Genomic DNA, 24,596 nt, shown 5'->3' on the forward strand with positions numbered 1-24,596 from the left:
AGAAGTTAAAATGTTTCATGTGAAACATTTCTGCTAGCTATTAAAGCGATAACCACTTCCCCAAATAGTCTCTATCGGCAACTCTGATAATTTCCCTTTTTTTAATTTTTCTCGAATACGCCCAACATGAACTACAACTGTAAATACATCACCATCTAAATCATCCATATACCAAACTTGCCTGAAAAGCTGCTCCTTTGTCCATACGCGGTTTGGATGCTCCATAAAGAACACAAGTAAATCAAATTCCTTCGTAGGAAAAATAAACTCCTGTCCTAAAATAAATACTTTACGTGCACCTTTATCGACTAGAATATCCTTCATTTCTAGAATATCCTGTGAATATCCAGCACCTGTCAGCTGCTTAAACCGTTTTATATGGGCCTGTACACGTGCAACGAGCTCACTCGGGCTGAATGGTTTGGTCATATAATCATCTGCACCTAAGCCGAGTCCCCTTATTTTATCAATATCTTCCTTTTTCGCCGAAACAATCATAAGAGGAATATTTTTCTTTTCACGAATCCGCCGGCAGATTTCAAAACCATCCAAAGAAGGCAGCATCAAGTCAATAACAATTAAGTCAAAGGGTTCATTTAATGCCCGATTTACACCTTCTAAACCATCTACTGCAATCTCAGCCTCCATTTGATGTATCTCTAAATAATCTCTTTGCAGCTCAGCAATACTAATATCATCTTCAATAATTAATACTCTTGGTGACAGCATGATAGACACCTCCCTTTAAGCCCTTGCCAATATTATTGTTACAGTCGTGCCTAATTGCAACTTACTTTGAATCTGCACTTTTCCATGGTGTTTATCGACGATTTGCTTAACGATAGCAAGCCCTAAGCCGCTGCCTCCTGTCGTCGTTGTACGCGCTGCTTCTCCACGGTAAAAATGGTTAAATACATAAGGAAGCTGAAAATCTGCAATTCCCTGTCCATTATCTGTGACATATACCTCAACATTATCAGCAGCTGCCAATGCTTCTATTGTTATAGATAATGGCTCTGCTAGCTTCTTAAACTTTAAGCTGTTTTCAAATAGATTATTAAATGCCCGATTCATTTGCATACGGTCAATAGAAACATATACCTCATCAGCCGCATTTATCTGGAACTTAACATCTTGGTTGTATAATTGAAACTCTTCTGCCATATGCACAAGAAAATCGGAAAGCTGAATACGTTCAAATTGGAAAGGAACTGCTTCTGCATCAAGCTTGGAGTACAGAAAGAGCTCTTCTATTAACTGATTCAAAGCAAGTGATTTAGAATGAATTGTTCTCAAATACTTTTCCTGCTTTTCAGGAGTATCAGCAAACCCCTCTCGCAAGCCTTCTATATAACCGATAATAGATGTAATCGGAGTTTTTAAATCATGAGATATACTCGCAATTAATTCTTTTCGATTATTTTCAAGACCTTGCTTTTCCTTTTTAGAGGCTAAAAGTGTTGCGCGCATACTCTCAAAATTTTCTTTCAGCTGCTGCACTTCCTTTGCAGTACTCTCCGGTAAGGCTGGTGTTTCAATTATTAAGTTTTCCTCGCGCAGCTCAGACATGAACTGTCCTAAATTTTCTAAAGGCTTAATAATAGTCCTGCGTAATAGCTGATTCAAAAACAGCACAGCTCCAAATGATGCAAGTAGGATAATGATAATAATAGCAATTCCCCATTTAGTAAAAAACTCTAATAGATTATTTTCCTTTTTTAACACGAGAATACTTCCCTTTGTCTGATCACTATAATAAAAATCAAACTTAATAAAACGATATAATCTTCCTGCGTTATCTATTGTTCCTTTTGTTTCAATATTATTTGCATCAAAAACTGGAAAATGAACAACTAGCGATTTTTCAACTAAGCCTTTGGAATAATACAAAATATCCTTATCATGGCGTATGACAACACCGAGTGACTTTTTCTCAATATCTTGGAAATATCTTTGCACATCTTCTACTAAAAGCTGGTCTGGATCTGTTTTTGCAATATTGCGCAGCTCAACGTAAGCAAGCTCCTCTTCCGGACTCAAGGAGCGCTGCTTCGTAAAGGTTTGATACCATGTTTTCGGTGTCGGAACAGTACCTGTCGTTACATAAAACAAAATACATAGGATTGCGAGAATAGAGATACTCGCAATCACAATACCGCCAATATATGAAATTAAAAACCGATTTTTAATGGTCATCTTGATTCCCTTCTCCATTTATAAAGGAGATAGTCAATGCTTTCTTAAAAGCTAAAGGACGGTTTTGATTCTCCTTTATATGGTTCATGCTCTACAAAAATGGTAATGTCTTTTCCTTCAGCATCCTTCCCGACACGTTTATAAGTAAATCTATTTTCATTCAACTCAGTAAGCTCTAACGCTGCACCATATTTATTTTCACCGATTGAAACATGTGCACGGATTTTATTATCATTGGTTACATCAAAGTAACCAAAATCGCCGCGGCTTTCCCCTGTTTCCAGATTAAAAAATTCATATTGATTTGTATATTTATCAAACTTTGCTAAGCTGATAAAGTTTTCATTATACATAGTAACATCATTGCCTTCTTCATCAACAGCCTTTGTACCTTGCCATAACGTACTGCCAAGAATATTATCTCCATCTTCCTCTGTAACAATATCCCCTGTAGAAGCCGTTAAATTTTGCGCTGGTGTTGTGAAGGTTAGCTCATTTTCATCATACGGTATATGCTCAACAAAAACTTCTATATCATTGTTATCCGCATCTTTCCCCATGCGTTTATAAGTAAAGATATCCGCTTCCAATTCTGTTATATCAACAACTGCCTGATAATTCATTGTACTGGAAATAAGTATACGCTTTGCACCATCATTTGTCATAAAGAACGTGCCTTCATCACCGCGTGTCTCACCAGTTTCGGCATTAAAAAATTCATAATGTCCAGTCACTGAATCATACTTTGCTAAGCCAATAAAGTTAGCATTCTCCTTTGTAAGATCATTATTATCTTTATCATAAACACGAGTACCCTGCCAATTTGTGCTGCCTAGTATATCGGCCATCTCTTGACCTTTTGTTTGTTGGACCACACTTTCCTGTTCTGTCTGCTGAGTCTTTGCAGAGTCTGATTTCGCTTCATTATTTGTTGTATCACTGCATGCCGTAAGAATAGTAATTGAGCTTAAAAAAGCTGCTGCTGCCAATTTAAATTTTTTCTCCATATTTATTCCTCTCCTTTATCATTTGCTTACCTTTATTTTAGAGACCAATACTAAACTCCTTATATCGCAAATATAAACAAAATATAAATTCATAAATTGTTCAATATTTCACAATTTTATGGTGGATTTCCGTGTTATGATGAACCCGTAATAAGGTTAAAGGAAACTAGTAATATTCTTAATCACTAAAGGAGTGAATCACATTTATGAAAGCAGTAGTAGTTAATCCAAAATCTAAAGCAAACATTGAGATTATTGAAAAGGAATTGCGACCGCTAAAATCTGGTGAAGCCTTGGTAGATGTTGAATACTGCGGAGTATGTCATACTGACCTGCACGTGGCTGCTGGTGATTTTGGTAATGTGGAAGGCAGGATCCTTGGACATGAAGGGATTGGAGTTGTATCAAAAATTGCAGATGACGTCACTGGCTTAAAGATTGGCGATAGAGTCAGTATTGCCTGGATGTTCAAAGCCTGCGGCAGATGTGAATACTGCACAACAGGCAGAGAAACATTTTGCCGCAACGTCCAAAACGCTGGCTACAGTGTCGATGGAGGGATGGCTGAACAGTGCATCGTAACAGCCGATTACGCAGTTAAAGTGCCTGAAGGACTAGACCCTGCACAAGCTAGCAGCATCACGTGCGCAGGTGTTACTACCTACAAAGCGATTAAAGTTTCCGACATAAAAGCTGGTCAGTGGATTGTAATATATGGCTGTGGCGGATTAGGAAATCTTGCTATCCAATATGCTAAACATGTATTTAACGCAAAAGTTATTGCAGTAGATATTAATGATGATAAATTAACATTAGCTAAAGAAATAGGAGCAGATATGACAATCAATCCTGTCACACAGGGGGATGCTGATAAAATCATTCAAGCACAACTCGGTGGAGCATATGCAGCAGTTGTAACAGCTGTTTCAAAAACAGCATTTAACTCTGCCGTCAACGCAGTCCGCGCCTGTGGTAAAGTTGTCGCAGTCGGCCTGCCATCAGAGAAGATGGACTTAAATATTCCACGCCTTGTACTTGATGGGATAGAAGTAGTCGGATCATTAGTTGGCACACGCAGAGATTTAGAAGAAGCGTTCCAATTCGGAGCAGAAGGAAAAGTAGTTCCAATTGTGCAATCTCGCTGCTTAGAGGAAGTACAGGATGTCTTTGAGGAAATGGCGCATGGTAAGATTCAAGGACGGATGGTGATTGATTTTAAACAGTGCTAGTGTGATTTGCTAGTAGAAAGTAGTTTTTATGTTTAAGAAATGAATTGTGTCCTTTCCTAGGTTACTCTTAAAAAAGCTGGGGTCTCAAGTAAGAATTGCAACCTCAGCTTTTTCCTGTTTTTCGCATATTTCTGTTTATTTTAGTATTTCCTTGAAATTTATATTACCATTTGATTTAAATTTTTTAAAAAATCTTGGTAATAATTATCTAAGTAATGAAGATGAAAAACTTTCCAACCCAGAGTTGGATTTTTAGCTAAATAATATTTAGAATGGTCCATTTCAATATATCTTAGTCCATACTTTGAAATCACATAGTTATCTAGTATTTTCCAAATTTCATTATGATTATCAAGAGAAGGTAAGTACTGAATACTATCATTATCTAAAATACGATTACTAAACCTTGCTTTATTAATAATAATCTCACAATTAGGCACATTAGTTTTCATGAAATTCATAAAATTCACAAAAGCTGGTATCCAGATACTTAAATAATCCTTTGAATTCTTAACTAGTTTTAATACAAATTTATTTGGAAGTTCTTGATAAAAAGTGGTATTAAGAAATAACCAATCATTATGTGTCATAATTTTATCCTCTGAAAAAAGAACACCAAAAAAAACATCAGGGAAAAAATCCATAATTAAATAATCAGGCTGAGTTTTTACTAAATCATTTAAAAATGACCTATCGAAATCCTTCATTACAATATTTCTATTCCTAGAATCAAAATTACTTAAAGTAAGATCTAAGGTATTATCCTCGTACTTTACTTCTGGAGCTACAAGACTTATTAATGATGAGTGCTCAGAAGTTGCAACACATTCATAAATACTTTTATAATCTGGGTTTAATTTAGAATTAAAGTTGTCTCTAGTAATACAAGAACCATAACAGGCTATTTTTATCTTCATAACTTCTCCTCTAACACTCTTATTTAAGAAAAAAACGACACTTACAAATATTAAAATACTAAAATTAAAAATAGAACTTAGAAATAGTTTGATCATTACTATTTTAATTACATTCTATTATAGGTAAATTCTCCTTACATTTAGAGTATTCCAAAAAATATAAGTAAAAATATAGTTTCATTTTACCATAGGTGTGTTATAAGCCAATAATTCATTTCTACTATATTAACTCATTTTTTGCTTTAAATATTCACTTTGGTGAACATTAAAAAAATAAAGCTTCTAAATTAGAACACTTTACTTCAATAAACCCTATAAATTTAAATTTCAAAAAAGTTAACCTATCCAAAGTAATTTAGGTCAGATAATTGTTCGAACATTTATGATTTACCTGCCATGGAAAAAATCAAAAAGAAGAATCTCTACATAATCTTTACATTAAATCACGAATGAAGGAACACATACCAAATATAATGAAGAGGACTTACCTATATACAAAGTGGTTTATATTGAAAATGATAAGGAGTGATTATATGGATACAAGTTCTCACATTATTATGGGTTTTGGATTAGCTGCCCTTGCTCATATTGATCCTGTTATTGCTAATCAACCTGCCCTGTCACAAGCTGTTATGTTTGGAACAGTAATTGGTTCAAATGCTCCTGACTTTGACTTCATCTATCGTATGAAGGGCAAAGGAAGTTATATCCGAAATCACCGTTCCTTATCCCATTCTCTCCTAGCATTACCATTATGGAGTCTCGCTGTTTCAGGTATTATTTATGCCTTTTTCCCGGAATCTTCCTTTCTTCATTTACTTTTATGGACATTTTTAGCTGTTATTTTGCATGTGCTTTTTGATTTATTCAATGTTCATGGAACTCAAGTTTTACTGCCCTTCTCGAAAAAATGGATTGCCTTTGACTCCATTCCATTAGTAGATCCTACTATCCTATTCGTACATTTGCTGGGCTTTTGCCTGCTGCCGTTTTATGAAATGGGCAAAGTGTTTTTAATTATTTATATCTTTATTATTCTATATCTTGCTGTTCGAACTCTGTCGACGGTTTTAATTAAGAGAACGTTGCATCTGCATTTTCATCACTCTATTCGAATTAAATTAATCCCACGTATTTCCTTGTTTCATTGGGACGTTATCATTGAGACGAAAGAAGACTTTTTATTTGGAGTTTACTCAAATGGCAGTCTTAAGGTCGATCACTCTCTTGTAAAGAAAATAGAATATCCAAAAATAGTCACAGACAGTAAAAGCCACCCGCTTATTTCCGATTTTCTTTCTAGCACCCAATATGCATACCCATTTGTTCTTAAAAGAAAGAATGGATATTTGGTCTATTGGAAGGATCTGCGTTTTCGTACCAATAAGTTTTTTCCCATTCTTGCCATCCTTTCTGTATCATCCGATCACAAGATTAGAGACTGTTTTATCGGTACACTGTACTCCTTGAAACAATATAAGCAAGTTATAAAACAATTAAAAAATACAGCAATCTTAAAGAAGGGCTGATTCTATGGAAAAGACATTACTGATAATCTCCTCTGATATTACAGGACATGGGCATAAAAGCATCACAGAATCATTGTGTGAAAAAGTTCAATCTCATAATGATGTGAAAATTTTTGTAGTAGATGGATTTTCTCTCGGTAAACGGTTGCTTTTAAAAATTGGTCAATCCTATGGCCCTATCACAAGAAACTCTGAAAATCTTTGGAAAATGATTTGGAAACTATCTGCATTGAAGCCCCATCTAGTAGACAATTTTATCGAATCACTAATTAGAGATAATTTTCTAAAATTACTGGAAGATGTAAAACCAGACATGATTTTATCGGTTCATCCTAACTTTAATGGTTCTATCTTAAATATTTTAGAAAAGCAGGATATTCATATTCCTTTCTTTACTCTCATTGCTGATCTTGTGAATATTTTTCCTCTTTGGGCAGACAAAAGAGCACACTATATTATCAGCCCTACCTCTGAAGCTCAAAATAAATGCATTGAATTTGGGATTCCAGATGAGAAAATAAAGGTTTCCGGTTTTCCTGTCCGATCCCGATTTTTCCCTAAAAGTTATAATCATCGTAAATTTTATAAAAAAGGCCAATCTTTAACATGCTTAATTATGAGCGGTGGTGAAGGTGTTGGTAATATGAAGAAAATAGCTGACAATTTACTGAACCATTTTGATTGTAACGTTAAAATAGTAGCTGGAAAAAATCTCAATCTAAAAACCAAGCTGGAAATGTCCCTTAAGGCCAAATATGGTGATCGAGTAGAGATTTATGGTTTCACGAAAAACATCCAAGATCTCATGCTTTCAGCAGATATTGCCTTTACTAGAGGAAGTCCTAACGTCATGTTTGAAGCAATAGCTACCAATACGCCACTTATTATTACGGGAGCATTGCCAGGTCAGGAAGAGGATAATCCAACCTTTGCAGAGAACTTTAATTTAGGCGTAGTCTGTAAAAAACCAAAGGAAATTAAATATACGTTAACAAGTTTACTTGAAAATAATGGTGAGAAACTAAATGAAATGATTGTTAGTCAACGCAATTTTATCAATACAAAAGCAGCAGAAGACATTCTGCAATTTATTCTAGAGGTTGGCGACCCTTACTATGAAGCAGCCAAAGAAAAACTATCTTAATGAATTAACAAAAAAGGTGCTTAATCAAGCACCTTTTTTACATTAACTTGCCTTTATCAGTTTATATGCATCATGATATTCTTAAAAACAAGCTCTGGACGTTCCTCTGTAATTAAATGTCCTGTCTTTTCATAGGTAATTAACTGTGCATCGGGTAAATCACTAACAAGGCGTTTTCCTACCCCCACTGGAACAACACGGTCTTCCTCGCCCCATATCAATAATGTTGGCACTTGTATATCATTCAGCTGTTTTGGCAGTAAATCTCCCTCACGATGTCGCAGGAGTCGGATTAAAGCCTTATAAAATCCCATATCATCCAGCGGTTTACCGAATTCTCGAATCATTTCATCATTGATTAATGTTTGGTCAAAAAAGACATTTTTCAAATGATGTATGACACCCCTTCTTTGAATATAATGATAAACAAGCTTCTCAAAGTAAGGTAAATATGAAGTGAAAACGAGCGGTTTTTTCGCCCGTTTCAAATATCCAGAACTACATAATAAAACTAATTTATTAACTTTCTCAGGAGCCATCATGGCCATATAAAGCGCTATTTGACCTCCCATCGAATGAGCAACAATATGAGCATTAGAGTATCCAAACTGTTCCATGCATTCTAACATTAGCTTCGCATAATTTTGAAAACTGTATATAAACGAAGTCGATTTCTCGCTTTTCCCAAATCCAGGGAGGTCAACAGCAACGACAGAATAATGCTCTTGCAATAAAGGTACAATGCGTCGAAACGTATAAGTTGAGGATGCAAAGCCGTGGATCAAAAGAATTGGTGGTTTATCATTCAATATGTATTCACAGTATAAGTTGATACCAGATACTTTAAGATAGGTTTGTTTTAATCCACTGACAGTCATTGTGTTCCACTCCTCCAGCTCCAATTGATTTTATTATTAATCAATTGGAGCTGGAGGATACAGGAAACATTATTTTTTCCAAATATATTCACCTGTTTTTAGTCTATAAAATCTAAAGGAGGTAGTGAGTTATCTAACTAACTCACTACCTCCTGCTCAATTGCCTCTCTATTTTCCAAATCTTTTACGATATCCGCATTTTCTGCAGAGTTCCTCTACTGCCACTCTTCGTGAAAAACCCTCTACAAGATTTTTTGCTCTATCCATTTCGATAATATCAGAAAATGAATTATCATTAATGTTACCAAGGTTAATAACTCCCTCACCATCTAAACAACAAGGAATAACCGTTCCGTTTGCTAAAATACCTGCTTGATTACGCATACCATAGCAAAAGCCCTTTCCATCATCTTCTTCCTCATGTAATGCAGGCCACTGAAACTCGTAATCTTGATTAATAAAGATGCGTTCCGCTAGTTTAACACCACTTCCTGGTGTGACCTTCTCTTCAATTTTGAAGTCTAACTCAAATTCTTTCTCGATAATTTCAAGCAACTCTCTGTTTCGTTTTCTTTCCAAATTCGTCGTATTATCTTGAGTGAGATTCCATAATCTCAGGGAAACTATCATATCAGATTGGCTCGTTGCTTCTTTAATAAAGGAAAGAATACTTCTCACATACCCTTCCTTATCTTTAGAACCAATATGGCCATCAAAGCTATGGAGTGAGAAATTCATTTGTCTTAGCGCAGGCTTATTTAGTAATTTTTCTCTCTTTTTATTAATTAATGTTCCATTTGTTGTAATATTAACTTTAAACCCTTTTTCATGGCTTACGTCTAACAAATCGCCTATTTTAGGATGAAGCAGCGGCTCACCCTTTACGTGTAAATAAATATAGTCTGTGTGCGGTTTAATTTGGTCTAATCGCTTAGAAAAATCCTCCACAGAAATGAATTGCTTCTGTCGTTCTGTTGGCGGACAAAAGCTGCATGCAAGATTACATACACTTGTAATCTCTAAGTAAAACTTCTTGAATTTTTTCACCATTAATTCCTCACTTCTTTAACTACTCACATCTGTATGAACTATTATCTATCCCTATTAGAGCATATTTGTTCATAAATAGAAACATACTTATTCATGGAAACTAGCGTTATTATTTTTGTTATGTATAGATTCCATTATATATGGAATCACAATTATATTTTAGTTACTTTTAAAGGATGCATCCGAATAAATATAAGAACCGAGAGCAACACTAATCATAAAACTATTGTGTGAGGTATTAATAAACATGAAACAGATCATCCTCTGGTCACTCTTGATAGTGCCTTGGCTTTCCTTGTTTTTTTTGAAAATGGATACTGTCCGCAGATACATGCCGGTCGCTCTTTTTATGACCGTTATTCATACCTTGGCCTATCAAGCGGCTCATCATTATGGATGGTGGAATGAGACAGGTTCTAGTCTGTTCGGATGGGATAAAATCATTCCGGTTCCTTGGGTATATGGAGCCTATTTAGTGATTGTTATCTGGGTATTTCATTTTACTTATGAGAAGTTTTGGATATATTTGATTGTTAATATCCTTTTGGACGGGGGATTTATGTACATAGTTTACCCAATATGGCAACGGCTAGGAATGGTTTCAAGTAAATCGAGTTTGCCTACAATAGCTGTTGTCGCTATGATGGTCGGTTTTTCGTTAATCATCTATTTGTTTCAACTGTGGCAGGACGGCGGGTTTAAACGGTCTAGAGCAAAACGTGTAGATGATTAAGAACTGACTTAGTGTCAGTAGGCTTGACCTCTGAAATTCTAAGGGGCTCAAGCCTTTTAATTTATCGAGATAACGTTACATACTATATACTGCGAACTTTTTAAGAAAAACTCCTTCTAAGATGCCCTTTTTATTTTTAAGAAAGTACCATAGGCAATGCTAATGTTTAATTGTGGTACAATTCTCCGACTTAGATATAGGTGCTGGCACCGCTTATGCATCAAATAACCATAATCTCTCTCGCAAATCATCTAAAACCTCTTCAGGCAATTCCTTGACCTTGATATCTCTACCTAAAAAAAGCAACCAGTTTGTCCATTCAGTTAATTCCTCTGGATTTTTAACGTTAATAAAAACCTTTAGAATAGCTGCAGTTTGATAAGGATTCGTATAAGAAATGGATACCTTTAGTGGATGGTATTTTTTATATTGTGCAATCGCCCTTGGACCAAGTTCTAAGACAATGTTGTATACTTCCTGCTGTTTATGTAGTTTTTCTAAAATCTTTTTCTTACTTACTCTATTTTTTGTAGGATATGGCTCTACATTGGTGAGATTGTCGACAGGAATAATTCTCCTCTTTTCGTCTTTTAAATCAAAGCCTTCAATTATCCATAGACTTTTTTCACGGTACAGATGCAGGAGAAAAATTGGATAAGAGCTTATTTCCTTCTCCTCTTTAATGTTAATCAGTAAATAGCTATCCAAAAGTAGTGTTTGGATAAGTTTCTCCAATGTTGGATGTGGAAGATCTGATAAATCAAGAAGATCAGGATTATGAGGATTGGTTCCTTCAAACAGTAAAATTTGATTTAAAAGCACTAAATCATCTTGTTGATTTTCTGAAAGAAGGCCAAGTAACTTTTCAGCCAAAGACTGTCTGCTCTTAAGATATGGGAGCTGTTGATTTCTTGTTGCCATGAAGGCAATAAAAAGAGCTTTGATTTCACTATCGGTAAAGTGAACATTAGGCAAAACAGAGTTGTTCATTACATAATATCCTCCGTCCCTTCCAACCTCAGCAACAAGCGGCATTCCCATACTTTCAATTTCTTTGATATCTCTGGTAGCTGTTGAACGAGAGATATTAAATTCTTGCATGATTTCAGAAATTGTAAAATGGGCACGATTATTAATATAGCGCATAACAGTATTAATCCGTTCAACTTTTTTCATAAAGGATCTCCTAAACAGTATCATTTTTTGACATGATTAAAGGTTATTATAAACACATCAAATGAAAACACAAGTCATTTGAAAAATTTCAAGAAGGAAGGTTTTGAATATGGCAGAGTATACTTTAGAAGAAAAAGAAAGCTTTACGGTTTTAGGTTTGGGAATTGAGCTAAAAAGCGATTATACAGACTATGCTGGTATAAATAAAGAAAAGTCAGATTTCTGGGAAGCTGTCAAAAAAGATGGAAGACTTAACACTTTAAAAGCACTCGCTACAAATGACTATATTTTTGCTGTTAACGAGGCAGTGAATAACAAAATGATGCATTATGCCGGTGTCATGTCAGAGGAAACCTTACCAGAAGAGGAATCTAGAGTTATCCAATTTCCTAAAGGATTCTATTTAATTGTCAAAGGAGAAGCACTGACAGCTGAGGAGCTAAGCAATAAACTTACTGGGATTGCCTTTGGTCAAGTCTTACCAGAAGTACAGAATATCGCTTATGTTGGTGGACCAAACGCAAGTGTTGAGATGGAGCAGCGAAACGGTTTAATATATGGTGAAATGTGGATTCCGGTTGTTAAGAAATAAAAGCTAATAGCAAATGTGATTACAATTGACTTAGAGTGCTGTAATTTGTATTTGTTCAGTCAGGATATTCCTTCTAATAAGATTATCCTGACTGAACAAAAAATTAGCTTTTAATGTTTTATAAGCGTTTTTAACTCTTTTTAGTTGAGGAGCTGTTAAGTGCTTCTCTTTTCCCGGTAACTATTTCTACCATACCATCATGATATTCTACTTGAACAAGCTTATGTGCCAGTTCATTACTTCGGCCTAGCTAAGAAGCTAACACATTTAGTCCTGACATGATTATTCCTCACGTTTTACATACACTTGCTTGCGAACGAGAGAATCATTCACTTATGATACGGTTCCCCCCGATTAATCCGAAACGCCCGATAAACCTGCTCCACCAATATCAAGCGCATAAGCTGATGGGGAAAAGTCATCTTACTGAAGGAAAGCTTGTCGTCTGCCCTTTTTAATACTTGGCTGCTCAAGCCTAGCGAACCACCAATAATGAAGGTTACTTTGCTTTTTCCATAGGTTGCGAGCTTATCCAATGTTTCGGCAAGCTCTTCGGAGGATTTTTGTTTACCTTCTATGGCTAATGCGATGACATGAGCGTCAGCCGGCACTTTTGCAAGTATCCTTTCCCCCTCTTTGTCCTTAACTTGAATCATCTCTGCCTCACTTAAAACCTCTGGGGCTTTTTCATCTGGCACTTCAATTATTTCTATTTTAGAATAACTTGATAGTCGCTTTGTATATTCTTCTATTCCTTGTTTTAAATATTTTTCTTTTAATTTCCCAACAGTTATAATCGAGATATTCACAGTTATTCCTCACTTTACAAACAATATATCCACAGAAGTTATCCACATATCCACATTTTTAATCCACATATAGTATGGAATCACTTGTTCGCCACAATATATATTGCGTTATTTTTACAATATTCACAGGTTGTTGATAACTTTTTTTCTTCGTCTATTTTCTCTAAAGACGGGAATGTTTCATACTCATTAACGATTGTATCTATTGCTATATCAACATGTTCCTCGCAGCTGTATATCATACTCATAAACTCCTTTGTTCTGTTCAGTTCATTTATTTCTTTTTTAGTCTGTGGATATTTTTGCTTTTTATAATCAAAACAAGTTATCCACACTCCATCTTACCATTCCTTGCTGAAACTGCAACTTCTTCAGGAAATAATTGTCCACAATTAATAATCAATACCTTTTTTAATAAAACAAAAAAGGAGGGACAATCTCCCCTCCTTTACATCTTATCTTCTGCTAATGTAAGTTCTGTTGTTTTCTCTTTACCTTCACGATAATATTTAATTTTAAGCTTATCGCCGACTTTTTTATCTGTATACAAATGCTTGCGAAGTTCTACTAAATCGGTAATCTCCTCACCATCCAGTTCAACAATAACATCCAATTCTTTTAAGCCTGCCTTTTCTGCAGGAGAATTAGGAGAGACTGATTTAATGGCAACACCTGTAGTTAAGTCTTTTGGCAGCTTAAGCGCCTCTTCTTGATAATACCCTGGTATATCGCTCACAGACTCAAGCTCAACTCCCATATAAGGGCGTTGTACTTCACCATTCTGCTCGAGGTCTTCTATTATGGGAATGGCAGAATTAATAGGGATAGCCAAACCTATTCCCTCTACAGAGGATTCAGAGATTTTCATACTGTTAATGCCAATAAGCTGACCCTTAATATTAACTAGTGCTCCTCCACTGTTACCTGGATTGATTGCCGCATCGGTTTGAATAACCTCTGATTGCCAGTCAGCAACTCCATCATTATTGATATCAACTGGAATTGTCCTGTCGAGCCCAGAGACGATTCCTTGTGTAACCGAACCAGAAAAGGTTAGACCGAGGGGATTTCCGATAGCTATAACTGGTTCGCCTGACTTAAGCGCGTCTGAATTCCCGAACTCAGCAACCTTCGTAATTTCCTGTGAACTCACCTTAAGCACTGCCAAGTCAGTCCATATATCGCTACCGATAAGCTCAGCACTAATTTTTTTACCGTTTGCAAGGGTAACCTCAAGCTCTGAAGCTCCTTCTACAACATGGTTATTTGTTACGATATAAGCAGCATTTCCGCTTTTGCGATAAATAACTCCAGAACCTGTGCCTGCCTCGGATTCACTTGCATCTGCCCAAAAACCTGACTCTTGTAAATTTGTTATTCCGACAACTGCATCAGCAGCAATATCAACTGCTTTTGTAACATCTGTATCAACATCAACAGTTACACCTTGTGTGATTCCACTGTAATTTGTTCCGCTGTTTGAACCTTGCAGCATGGACAGTATTCCTAATTGTGATAAACGGGGAAGCAACAGGACAATGATTAATGCCCCAATAATTGCACCAACTAAGCCAGCAAAAAAGTAGCCTCTGCGTTTTCGCTGAGGTCTGCTCCGTTTATATTCTTCATAACGAAATTCCTCATCATTTGCCATCTTTAATACCGCCCTTCCTTCTTTAACAATGTTTTTCTTAGTATGTCCTTATTCTTTAAAGACAACGCTATCTTAGCAAAGCTGCACCTATAATTACCTTATTAATTTTTCCTATTTCTCGTAAAAACAAACTAAGTAATGAAGGAAGTTGTAGTCCATAACCATTTTATTAAGCTGAAATCTTGCTTATGACTTAAAAGCTGAACAAAAAAAGCAAGCAGAATAATTCTGCTTGCTTTCATTTAGATGGCCATTAAGTTTGTCGGTTTTTTAGGATCTGTATCAAACAGGCCTAACTGATCTGATAACTCAATACCACGCTGTTCTAAAGTTTGTGTCACTGACATCCTTGCCAAATCTTTAATGTTATTATCCATGCTTAAATGTGCCAAATAAATGTGCTTGGTGCGGTCACCGATGACCTCACTCATTGCAATAGCAGCATCTTCATTGGAAACATGGCCAACATCACTCAATATCCTTCTTTTAATATTCCACGGATATCTTCCCATTCTGAGCATTTGTACATCATGATTGCTTTCAAAAACGTAGGAGTCAGCATTGCGGATAATCCCTTTCATGCGGTCACTCACATAGCCAGTGTCCGTTATAAGCACAAGCTTTTTATCTCCTTGATGAAAAATATAAAACATTGGCTCTGCCGCATCATGGGAAACGCCAAATGATTCAATGGAGACATCTCCAAATGTTTTGACTGTTTCCATATCAAATTGAAACTTCTGTTCAACCGGTATCTCCCCAATTAGAGGCTCCATTGCCCTCCACGTCTTTTCATTAGCGTAAATTGGCAGCTTATACTTTCTCGCTATAATGCCAACACCTTTAATATGATCACTATGCTCATGTGTAACGAATATACCAGACAGCTTGTCCATTTTTCGGTCGATGCCTTGGAACAGTGTTTCCATCTGCTTTCCGCTCAAGCCTGCATCAACTAAAAAAGCATGTTCCCCTGATTCTACATATATAGCATTGCCTGTACTCCCACTCGCGAGAACACTAAAATGCATGTTTTGTTCACTCCAATTTCGTCTCTTCCATCTCTGGCTTAATAATCTCCCCATTCAATGCATTGACATAAAGGTTTTTCTGTCCTTTGATCGTAATCTTCCAAGTTGGCGCCAGCAGCTGTACAGATGGCGCATTTTGCTGTGAATAATAGCCGAGCTCCACATTTGAGATATAAGTACCCATTTCTAAATAGGCATTCTTATAGAGGGCAAAAATGGCCTCTAACGGCTTTACGAGCATTTCCTTTTCATCGAATTCTTTAATGTCCTGCAGATAGGTTTGATTATAGGATACGATATTATTTTCTTCATTCACTAAAAAGGTCAATTCTCCTTTTAAATTGTGATATAAAGTCTTGCCATTATATTGCTGATAATAGGTAATCGTATTATCCTTCTTCTCCCAGAATACATATTGATCACCATTTAAAATATTATTCTTAATAAAATCAGCCAATTCTTCTTTCTTAAATTCATCACTTAGCTTTATCGGTTTTTCTAATATAGACTGCAGCATAGTAGAATCTTGAACTCTAATACTTTGACCGCTTAGTCTGCTTTTTTCAAGCTCCTCAACATCCTCATCACTGAAAGTCATAGATTTTGCTGTTAAATACTGACCTTTTTCTACATTTGATGGAAACTTGTCTTCATCATACTTAATGCCATCAAGTGCCAATGTTTTTGCGATTGGTGTTTCTGGCTCTTCTGTCTCAAACTGTTCATTATCCTTTTTTAACTGTGTGTACTCATATATCAAATATATATCCAACAGTAAGAAGGCTACAATAAAAATAGTCTTAATTTTACTCCAATCCACTTTTTGTGCCCCCTGTCTTCACTTCCCCTAATTGACGCCATTGCCCATTATATAAGTAAAACCAGCTTGGCTCTAAATAAACATAGCTTGGGTTGGTTATGACCATATCATAGCCTGGCACAATAGCCTCCAGCTTATCAGGATCGAAGTTTTCCGAGGACTTAATTTCCTTTAACACAGAACTTCCTGAATCTAGCTTTTGAGTTGTTGTATCAATTGGTTTTGCTGTTATCGTCAGGTTGCTTGTAATGAATTGCTCTATCTTATTATTTTCCCAGCTAACCTTTATAGAAGAAAGGCCGTTCTTCAAGTTAAAGACTGGGAAGCCTGTTTCATTATAAATACGGAAATTAATCGTACTTTGATCATTATCATTGCCTACATATAAAAAGCTGTTAACCCAGCCTCCATGGCTATTCACAAAGTCAATGCTATTCTCGATGATTTGATTTGGACTAAGCTCATTTACTGTAATCCCAGATGTGCTTTTAAAATTAACAACATGTGTATCCTTTATTACTCTCAAGATACTAGTATCATCTGTATAAACTTCCTGATTTGTCTCAACGCTCTTTTGAGCTAAACTTGAATTAGTAAAAATAGCATTTTTAAGTCTAGATGAATCAACTGTCTCGCTCTTATATATATATCTATTTATTTCAGTTTCTTCTGTTGGCAAATAGATCAGCTTACTTCCTGCCTGATAGCTGAAATAAGCGTTGTAAGGTGTTTCTTCAGCAGTAATATTTTTCTGAAGGTCTTTAATGTTATTGATATAACTAACAAAAATATTACTTTTATAAACCTTGTTTTCTTTCTCTGAAATAAAGTAAACCGTTCCTTCATCTTCATTCACAAGATTATAGGATACAAGAATCGTATCAAAATTAAAAAGATTGCTCTCTTCAATATGAAGTATATCCCTATATAGACTGAAAGGTGTCTGACCTGGGAAACGAATTTCCATACTATCTGTTTCTTGTTTAATAAAAGAAGGTATATCATTTATTTCTTCGGAAATATTCTCAAGACTTCCGTATTCGACCGTTTTTAACACTTCTAGAACTGAATTTATTTCGTCCATTGAAATTGTACCATAAGTTTCACCATCTACATGCTGGAAAATTCTATCGGGTCGAACAATATCAGCTACCTCTTTTTTGCTGCCGATTTTTTCAGGCTCCACAATATTATCAGTTGGAAGCTCTGTTGTGTTACCTTGATCTGTCCAAAGCAAATAATACATGAGCAGACTTAACATCACTAAAATTGTCAGTACTAAACTTTTTATATTTTCATAATTCATACCCAATCATCCTCTTCAGATTGAATATAAGGAAGTGTAAAGGAAATCTTCGTGCCTTTTCCTTCTTTACTTGATGCCCAAATTCTTCCCCCGTGTGCTTCAACCATTTCTTTCGCAATAGCTAAGCCAAGACCAGTTCCACCGAGCCTTCTTGTTCTCGCTTTGTCTACACGGTAAAAACGGTCAAAGATTTTGCTTATATTTTCCTTCGGTATGCCAACACCATTATCTGCTACACTCACAATGATTTGCTGCTCCTGTTCTTTTATAGAAAATGTAATTTTCCCACCTTCAGGAGAATACTTCATTGCATTTGAAATGATATTATCGAGCACTTGTGTTAATTTATCTTCATCAATTTCCACAAATGCTGCGTGTTTTGGCAGCTTCCGTTCAAAGACAACGTTTTGTTCCTTTGTCAATTCGAAACGATCAATGATTCTATTATAAAACACCATAAAATCAACTAGTTCTTTATTCAGCTTGTAATCTCTGCTGTCGAGCTTGGACAGCTGTAACAAATCATTTACAAGGCGAATCATTCGCTCTGTTTCGTTTTGAGTCACTTCCAGAAACTTTGGAGCAAGTCCATCATCCTGCCATGCACCCTCTGCCAATGCTTCCACATAGCTTCGCATCGTCGTTAATGGGGTCCTGAGCTCATGAGAAACATTCGCCACAAACTCTTTTCTTTCCATATCAATTTTCTCTTGTTCCGTAATATCATGAAGTACAGTAATTAAGCCATTTACAAAGCCTGTTTCTTTTTGAATGACAGAAAAATTCGCTCGAAGAATATATGGTTCATAATTTGTACTATAATCCAAAATAACAGATTCCCGTTCCTCAAGCAGTTCATCAAAAGTATATTTATCCTTTAAACCAAGCAACTGAATAATCGGTTCCGATAAGACTGTTTCACGTGAAACATCCAGCATTTTCGCAGCAGGTTCATTGATAAGAATAATTCTCCCTTTTCTGTCTGTGGCGATAACGCCATCAGTCATATAAGAAAGGACAGAGGACAACTTTCTTCTTTCACTTTCTGTAGATGCCTGAGATTCTTGGAGCTTTTTTGTCAAATTATTAAAAGTGATTGCCAGCTGTCCAATTTCATCAAATCCGTACACTTTAACCTTCTGTGAAAAGTTTCCCTTAGAAAGTGCAAAAGCATGTTTCTGCATATCAGAAATTGGTCTTGTAATTGTTCTTGCTAATAAAATCCCCAGTACTGCTGTGACAATTAAAGTGATAGCTGTCCCTTTTTGAAAGATACTGTTTATACTGTCCAGACTGTCATACACTTGCTGAATCTTACCTACAGTATAAATTACCCCAACAGTTTCGCCGCCCTGCTGCCTGATTGGCGTAATTAACACATATTCTTTTTTATTGGATGTAACTCTAATATAGGAAGTCGGTTGCGAAGAATTGGACATAGCCCTTCTAACTTTACTTTGCACCATTTTCTGTCCGACTAAATTTTGTTTTTCAGGATCTGAGGTACCAATAATAATGGAGTTATTATTTATTACCCTTATCTCCTGAATATCTGTTGCATTATTATGCTCGCTTAACAGTCTTCTCACATCTTCTTCAAGAGTAGTATCGGCATTTTCTACTGGCCGCTCTTTTACAAACTGTTCCTCCATATATATAGAAACTATATTTACCTTTTCCTGAATAGAGGTCTTAAAGTTTTCGATTAAAGTGGACTGCAGCTTTTGTACAAAGTATACACCGATAATCTGTATCGATATGAGTATGAGCAATACAATTATTATCATTAGCTTTACATGAATTGATCTAAAAAAACTAACTTTTTTCATTAATATCTATTACTCCTGTTCAGGATTACGCAAGTAATACCCTACCCCTCTTCTCGTTACAATCCAGGTTGGATGGCTTGGGTTATCCTCTATTTTTTCTCTCAATCTTCTCACCGTCACATCCACTGTACGAACATCACCGTAATAATCATAGCCCCAAACCGTTTGGAGCAAATGCTCTCTTGTCATTACTTGACCGATATGTTTTGCCAAATAATGAAGAAGCTCAAACTCACGATGTGTCAGCTCAATCATTTCCCCTCTTTTTGAAACAATATAAGCATCCGGGTGAATAATTAAGGAGCCAACTTCAATCTCATTTGATTCATTCTCTTCCTCTGCAGCAGCAGGAACCTGCTGATGACGTCTCAAGTTAGCTTTAACGCGAGCAATAAGCTCTCTCGTACTAAAAGGCTTCGTTACATAATCATCTGCGCCAAGCTCAAGACCAAGCACTTTGTCGATTTCAGAATCCTTTGCTGTAAGCATAATGATTGGCATCTCATACTTTTTGCGAATTTCACGGCAAACTTCCATTCCATCTCGCTGCGGAAGCATGATATCAAGCAAAACTAAATCGGGCTGCACTTCTTCTACCATTTCCAATGCAGCATTGCCATCATAAGCACAATGTACTTCAAAGCCTTCCTTCTTTAAATTAAATTGCAGAATATCAGCAATCGGTTTTTCATCATCTACTACAAGTATCTTTTTATTCATGCATTTCTATCTCCTTCATTGTTCTATCTATTCAAATTGTTGGTATTTCTACTATAGCTCTACTTTACCATTTTCATTTTATATATTCACTTTTTTTCTATTCTTCTATTCTTCCGCATTTTCATTGCATTTATTTAGACATTTCCTAAAACCTATTTGAAAAACCCTCCTAAATAGAGGGTTAAAAATTTCAATATAAAATGAAACCTTTTAGGACTCTCATCCGTTTAATAACATGTAGTTTCATTTTCCTTTATTTGTGGTTGAGAGGTATTTTTTTCGCTTGCCTCTCGCCTCTTTTTTTGTCTTCAAATATCCAATGCTTCCTCTAATTGCAGAATCCGCCTTATATCATTTTATCATAACTCCATTTATTATCTGCAAACGTTGCAAGAATGTAATAGAAATGTATTACTGTTGGAATAAAAAAAACAACCATGCAAAATGCATAGTTGTTTTTAAGGATGGCTCAGGACGGAATCGAACCGCCGACACAAGGATTTTCAGTCCTTTGCTCTACCGACTGAGCTACTGAGCCATATTTATATTTTCTATATAATATATGTAAAATATGCATATTGCATATGAAACAAAAATGGCGGTCCCGACGGGAATCGAACCCGCGATCTCCTGCGTGACAGGCAGGCATGTTAACCGCTACACCACGGGACCAGCTAATCTATATATAAAATGACCCATACGGGATTCGAACCCGTGTTACCGCCGTGAAAGGGCGGTGTCTTAACCGCTTGACCAATGGGCCATATTAAAAAATGGTGAGTCATGCAGGATTCGAACCTGCGACCCTCTGATTAAAAGTCAGATGCTCTACCAACTGAGCTAATGACTCGCTTTTAAAAGTAAACTTGCAGACCGTTTATTTCGCTGCTTTATTCGCTTCATTTGCGACGCTTTTTATATTATCATGCATTTAGTATATATGGCAATACTTTTTTTAAAAAAAATAAAAAAATATTTAGGAGCCGCTCTTAAAAGCGGCTCCTTCCTACTAAATCAGCTCTTTTAGCTTTGTCTCCATGGGCTATGAACCACATTTGTCTGACTTCTGTCTGGCCCTACTGAGAAAATAGATAATGGAATACCAGTAAGCTGCGCAACTCTTTCTAAGTAGTGGCGTGCATTTGCAGGTAATTCACTTAGTGATTTACAACCTGTAATGTCCTCTGTCCAGCCTGGAAGCTCTTCATAAACTGGTTCACATTGTGACAATACTTTTAGGCTTGCAGGGAACTCTTCCATAACTTCCCCTTTATATTTATATGCAACACAGATTTTCAATGTCTCAATGCCTGTAAGCACATCAATAGAGTTAAGAGAAAGATCTGTAATGCCGCTTACTCTGCGGGCATGGCGTACTACCACACTGTCAAACCAGCCGACACGGCGCGGTCTGCCAGTAGTTGTACCGTACTCACGGCCGACTTCTCTGATTTGGTGGCCAATTTCATTATCAAGCTCTGTAGGGAAAGGACCATCTCCAACCCTAGTAGTGTAAGCTTTAGAAACTCCGACAACGTGCTTAATCTTCGTTGGACCAACACCAGATCCGATTGTAACTCCGCCGGCAACTGGATTAGAAGATGTAACGAACGGGTACGTACCTTGGTCAATATCAAGCATTACGCCTTGTGCCCCTTCAAACAACACTCTTCTTCCCTCATCCAATGAATCGTTTAGAACAACAGATGTATCACAAACATACTGTTTAATCAGCTGGCCGTATTCGTAATACTCATCCAGGATATCCTCCATTTTAAAGCCGTCTGTTTCATAGATGCGCTCAAGCAAACGGTTTTTCTCTACCAAGTTACGCTCAAGCTTCTCTTCGAAAATTTCTCTGTCCAAAAGGTCAGCAATTCGAATACCAATTCGAGCAGCTTTGTCCATATAAGCAGGACCGATTCCCTTTTTAGTTGTCCCAATCTTATTAGCGCCTTTGCTTTCCTCTTCCACTTCATCAAGCTTTAAGTGATACGGAAGAATAACATGAGCACGGTTGCTTATTCTCAAGTTATCCGTAGTTACGCCTTTATCATGCAAGTATTTCAATTCTGTAAGTAGCGCTTTTGGATCGACTACCATTCCATTGCCAATAACGCAAATTTTATCGCTATAAAAAATTCCAGACGGAATTAAGTGTAATTTATATGTTTCACCGTTAAATTTAATCGTATGACCTGCATTGTTCCCGCCTTGGTAACGAGCAATGACCTCTGCATTCTCTGACAAGAAGTCAGTAATCTTTCCTTTTCCTTCATCTCCCCATTGTGTTCCAACAACCACGACTGATGACATATTCCAAAGCACCTCCAAAGGTTACTATAAATTATTTAGATTCATTACCAAACAATCTTATTTTACCAATTTACGCATACAAAAGTCAACAAAACCCGAACATTCAAAACTAGAAAATAAATATATGTTCGTAATCATTCTACTAATATAGGGTTTTTTCAATAGACTTTAATCTTAAAAAATTTGAGTTTAGTTCCTAATTTCGGGCATAAAAAAGGCAGATTGGCTGTTTAAAGCCAATCTGCCTATATTTAAGCTCCCGGCGGCATTGATGGGTCATCAAACCGCCTTTCCAAGTTAACAAATTTATTATATTCCTTAACGAAGGCGAGCTGGACTGTTCCCGTTGGACCATTCCGCTGCTTTGCTATAATAATTTCAATAATATTTTTACTTTCCGATTCTTTGTCATAATAATCGTCACGATATAAGAAGGCTACTATATCAGCATCCTGCTCAATACTTCCTGATTCCCTTATATCAGACATCATCGGTCTCTTATCCTGTCTCTGCTCCACTCCGCGGGATAGCTGAGACAAAGCAATAACTGGCACTTGCAGTTCACGAGCAAGCTGTTTAAGAGAACGGGAGATTTCCGATACTTCCTGCTGTCTGTTCTCTCCAGAGCGCCCGCTTCCAAGGATGAGTTGCAAGTAATCGATTAGGATCATACCTAAACCATGCTCCTGCTTCAATCTGCGGCATTTAGAGCGAATATCAGTGATTTTTACACCTGGTGTATCATCAATGAATATACCGGCATTAGAGAGGCTTCCCATCGCCATAGTGAGCTTACCCCAATCTTCGTCTGTCAATGACCCTGTACGTAGGCGCTGTGCATCAATATTACCTTCTGCACACAGCATACGCATGACAAGCTGCTCTGCCCCCATCTCAAGACTGAATATCGCTACATTTTCCCCAGTTGTTGTAGCTACGTTTTGAGCGATATTCAAAGCAAATGCCGTCTTACCAACAGAAGGACGGGCACCGACAATGATTAAATCATTTCGCTGAAAACCGGCTGTCATTTTATCGAGCTCAGCAAACCCTGTAGCAATACCTGTTATATCCCCTTGACGGTTATGCATGACCTCAATATTATCATATGTCCGTACTAAAACATCCTTAATATTGTGGAATGCCCCAGCGTTCTTTCTTTGGGCAACCTCAAGAATGTTTTTTTCTGCCTCACTCAGCAATACCTCTACTTCATCTTCCCTCGCATAGCCGTCCTGTGCTATATCAGTGGCTGTCCGTATAAGTCTGCGCAGCAAGGATTTCTCCTCAACAATCTTCGCATAATACTCAATATTCGCTGCTGTAGGTACAGATGCTGCCAACTCACTTAAGTAGCTGACGCCACCAGTATCCTCAAGATTATTGCCTGCTGAAAGCTCTGCTGTAACGGTAATAAGGTCAACCGCTTTTCCTGCATCGTTCAGCTTTAGCATTGCTGTATAAATCTTCTGATGGGCACCTCTGTAAAAATCCTCTGGTATGAGAATTTCTGAAGCCATCGTCAAGCTTTGAGGTTCTAAAAAGATTGCCCCTAGTACAGCTTGTTCTGCTTCGATATTTTGTGGTGGAATTCTATCATGGAGCATTTCACTCATAAAATTTTAAAACCTCCTTATTTTAAGAGGATAATGTCAAATTA

22 protein-coding genes and 4 tRNA genes are annotated in these 24,596 nt (G+C 36.7%); 5 read left to right on the forward strand and 21 right to left on the reverse strand.

All coding sequences use genetic code 11. The annotated features are described in order from the left end of the window. Nucleotides 1-33: 33 nt before the first annotated feature. The 3 genes from L8T27_RS19190 to L8T27_RS19200 are packed head-to-tail and all read right to left on the reverse strand — an operon-like array spanning nt 34 to nt 3,203. On the reverse strand, nt 34-729 hold the full coding sequence (locus L8T27_RS19190; protein WP_237942162.1) for a response regulator transcription factor: 696 nt from the start codon (nt 727-729) through the stop codon (nt 34-36). A 15-nt stretch (nt 730-744) separates the two neighbouring features. Further along, the gene (locus L8T27_RS19195; RefSeq protein WP_248574465.1) at nt 745-2,196 is read right to left on the reverse strand and encodes a sensor histidine kinase; all 1,452 of its coding nucleotides are present in this window, start codon (nt 2,194-2,196) and stop codon (nt 745-747) included. Nucleotides 2,197-2,240: 44 nt separating this feature from the next. After that, nucleotides 2,241-3,203 carry a DUF4822 domain-containing protein gene (locus L8T27_RS19200; protein WP_237942166.1) on the reverse strand — a complete coding sequence of 321 codons (963 nt, stop codon included), beginning with the start codon at nt 3,201-3,203 and terminating at the stop codon, nt 2,241-2,243. Between the two features lie 206 nt (nt 3,204-3,409). Here L8T27_RS19200 and adhP point away from each other — a divergent pair, with 206 nt between their 5' ends. After that, on the forward strand, nt 3,410-4,432 hold the full coding sequence (adhP, locus tag L8T27_RS19205) for an alcohol dehydrogenase AdhP (protein WP_237942168.1): 1,023 nt from the start codon (nt 3,410-3,412) through the stop codon (nt 4,430-4,432). A 158-nt stretch (nt 4,433-4,590) separates the two neighbouring features. On the opposite strand, the gene L8T27_RS19210 is transcribed toward adhP, so the two are convergent. Then, nucleotides 4,591-5,349: a DUF6270 domain-containing protein gene (locus L8T27_RS19210; protein WP_237942169.1), complete on the reverse strand. Its 759-nt coding sequence runs from the start codon at nt 5,347-5,349 to the stop codon at nt 4,591-4,593. Between the two features lie 533 nt (nt 5,350-5,882). Between L8T27_RS19210 and L8T27_RS19215 the strand changes: the two genes are divergently transcribed. Together L8T27_RS19215 and L8T27_RS19220 are read left to right on the forward strand one after the other, a co-directional pair. Beyond that, complete coding sequence (locus L8T27_RS19215; protein ID WP_237942171.1) at nt 5,883-6,878, forward strand: metal-dependent hydrolase; 996 nt, start codon at nt 5,883-5,885, stop codon at nt 6,876-6,878. 4 nt (nt 6,879-6,882) lie between these two features. Beyond that, on the forward strand, nt 6,883-8,022 hold the full coding sequence (locus L8T27_RS19220) for an MGDG synthase family glycosyltransferase (RefSeq protein ID WP_237942173.1): 1,140 nt from the start codon (nt 6,883-6,885) through the stop codon (nt 8,020-8,022). A gap of 56 nt (nt 8,023-8,078) precedes the next feature. On the opposite strand, the gene L8T27_RS19225 is transcribed toward L8T27_RS19220, so the two are convergent. Beyond that, nucleotides 8,079-8,900, reverse strand: coding sequence for an alpha/beta fold hydrolase (locus L8T27_RS19225; RefSeq protein WP_192486411.1), 822 nt, complete (start codon nt 8,898-8,900; stop codon nt 8,079-8,081). 168 nt (nt 8,901-9,068) lie between these two features. Continuing rightward, nucleotides 9,069-9,947, reverse strand: a complete 879-nt coding sequence (locus L8T27_RS19230) for a radical SAM/SPASM domain-containing protein (RefSeq protein WP_233316168.1) — start codon at nt 9,945-9,947, stop codon at nt 9,069-9,071. Between the two features lie 250 nt (nt 9,948-10,197). On the opposite strand from L8T27_RS19230, the gene L8T27_RS19235 reads away from it, so the two are divergent. Next, nucleotides 10,198-10,683, forward strand: coding sequence for a hypothetical protein (locus tag L8T27_RS19235; protein ID WP_192486409.1), 486 nt, complete (start codon nt 10,198-10,200; stop codon nt 10,681-10,683). A 213-nt stretch (nt 10,684-10,896) separates the two neighbouring features. Here L8T27_RS19235 and L8T27_RS19240 read toward each other — a convergent pair whose 3' ends face one another. Continuing rightward, nucleotides 10,897-11,859, reverse strand: a complete 963-nt coding sequence (locus L8T27_RS19240; RefSeq protein ID WP_237942175.1) for a helix-turn-helix transcriptional regulator — start codon at nt 11,857-11,859, stop codon at nt 10,897-10,899. Between the two features lie 109 nt (nt 11,860-11,968). On the opposite strand from L8T27_RS19240, the gene L8T27_RS19245 reads away from it, so the two are divergent. Beyond that, the gene (locus tag L8T27_RS19245) at nt 11,969-12,451 is read left to right on the forward strand and encodes a GyrI-like domain-containing protein (protein ID WP_237942177.1); all 483 of its coding nucleotides are present in this window, start codon (nt 11,969-11,971) and stop codon (nt 12,449-12,451) included. A 329-nt stretch (nt 12,452-12,780) separates the two neighbouring features. Here the strand turns inward: L8T27_RS19245 and rlmH are convergent, their stop codons facing one another. From rlmH to dnaB, 14 genes are all read right to left on the reverse strand, one after another. After that, the gene (gene rlmH, locus L8T27_RS19250; protein WP_192486400.1) at nt 12,781-13,260 is read right to left on the reverse strand and encodes a 23S rRNA (pseudouridine(1915)-N(3))-methyltransferase RlmH; all 480 of its coding nucleotides are present in this window, start codon (nt 13,258-13,260) and stop codon (nt 12,781-12,783) included. An 80-nt stretch (nt 13,261-13,340) separates the two neighbouring features. Beyond that, entirely contained in the window at nt 13,341-13,502 is a 162-nt protein-coding gene (locus tag L8T27_RS19255) for a CxxH/CxxC protein (protein WP_192486417.1), read from the reverse strand. 206 nt (nt 13,503-13,708) lie between these two features. After that, complete coding sequence (locus tag L8T27_RS19260) at nt 13,709-14,914, reverse strand: S1C family serine protease (RefSeq protein WP_233319055.1); 1,206 nt, start codon at nt 14,912-14,914, stop codon at nt 13,709-13,711. 242 nt (nt 14,915-15,156) lie between these two features. Then, nucleotides 15,157-15,945 carry an MBL fold metallo-hydrolase gene (locus tag L8T27_RS19265; protein WP_192486398.1) on the reverse strand — a complete coding sequence of 263 codons (789 nt, stop codon included), beginning with the start codon at nt 15,943-15,945 and terminating at the stop codon, nt 15,157-15,159. A gap of 7 nt (nt 15,946-15,952) precedes the next feature. Next, nucleotides 15,953-16,765, reverse strand: coding sequence for a two-component system regulatory protein YycI (locus L8T27_RS19270; RefSeq protein WP_237942180.1), 813 nt, complete (start codon nt 16,763-16,765; stop codon nt 15,953-15,955). Then, nucleotides 16,752-18,071 carry a YycH family regulatory protein gene (locus L8T27_RS19275; protein ID WP_237942181.1) on the reverse strand — a complete coding sequence of 440 codons (1,320 nt, stop codon included), beginning with the start codon at nt 18,069-18,071 and terminating at the stop codon, nt 16,752-16,754. Before L8T27_RS19275 ends, L8T27_RS19270 begins: the two co-directional genes overlap by 14 nt. Then, nucleotides 18,068-19,900: a cell wall metabolism sensor histidine kinase WalK gene (walK, locus tag L8T27_RS19280; RefSeq protein WP_233319061.1), complete on the reverse strand. Its 1,833-nt coding sequence runs from the start codon at nt 19,898-19,900 to the stop codon at nt 18,068-18,070. Before walK ends, L8T27_RS19275 begins: the two co-directional genes overlap by 4 nt. Nucleotides 19,901-19,909: 9 nt before the next feature. Continuing rightward, nucleotides 19,910-20,620: a response regulator YycF gene (yycF, locus tag L8T27_RS19285; protein ID WP_233319063.1), complete on the reverse strand. Its 711-nt coding sequence runs from the start codon at nt 20,618-20,620 to the stop codon at nt 19,910-19,912. Between the two features lie 465 nt (nt 20,621-21,085). After that, a tRNA-Phe gene (locus L8T27_RS19290) sits at nt 21,086-21,158 on the reverse strand. Nucleotides 21,159-21,216: 58 nt separating this feature from the next. Next, nucleotides 21,217-21,292, reverse strand: a tRNA-Asp gene (locus L8T27_RS19295). 19 nt (nt 21,293-21,311) lie between these two features. After that, nucleotides 21,312-21,383, reverse strand: a tRNA-Glu gene (locus L8T27_RS19300). A gap of 11 nt (nt 21,384-21,394) precedes the next feature. Next, nucleotides 21,395-21,470 (reverse strand) — tRNA-Lys (locus L8T27_RS19305). Between the two features lie 173 nt (nt 21,471-21,643). Further along, nucleotides 21,644-22,936, reverse strand: a complete 1,293-nt coding sequence (locus tag L8T27_RS19310) for an adenylosuccinate synthase (RefSeq protein WP_233319064.1) — start codon at nt 22,934-22,936, stop codon at nt 21,644-21,646. A 251-nt stretch (nt 22,937-23,187) separates the two neighbouring features. Beyond that, nucleotides 23,188-24,552: a replicative DNA helicase gene (gene dnaB / locus L8T27_RS19315; RefSeq protein WP_233319065.1), complete on the reverse strand. Its 1,365-nt coding sequence runs from the start codon at nt 24,550-24,552 to the stop codon at nt 23,188-23,190. Nucleotides 24,553-24,596 lie beyond the last annotated feature (44 nt).

This window comes from Niallia sp. Man26 (assembly GCF_022049065.2).
Lineage (GTDB): Bacteria > Bacillota > Bacilli > Bacillales > Cytobacillaceae > Niallia.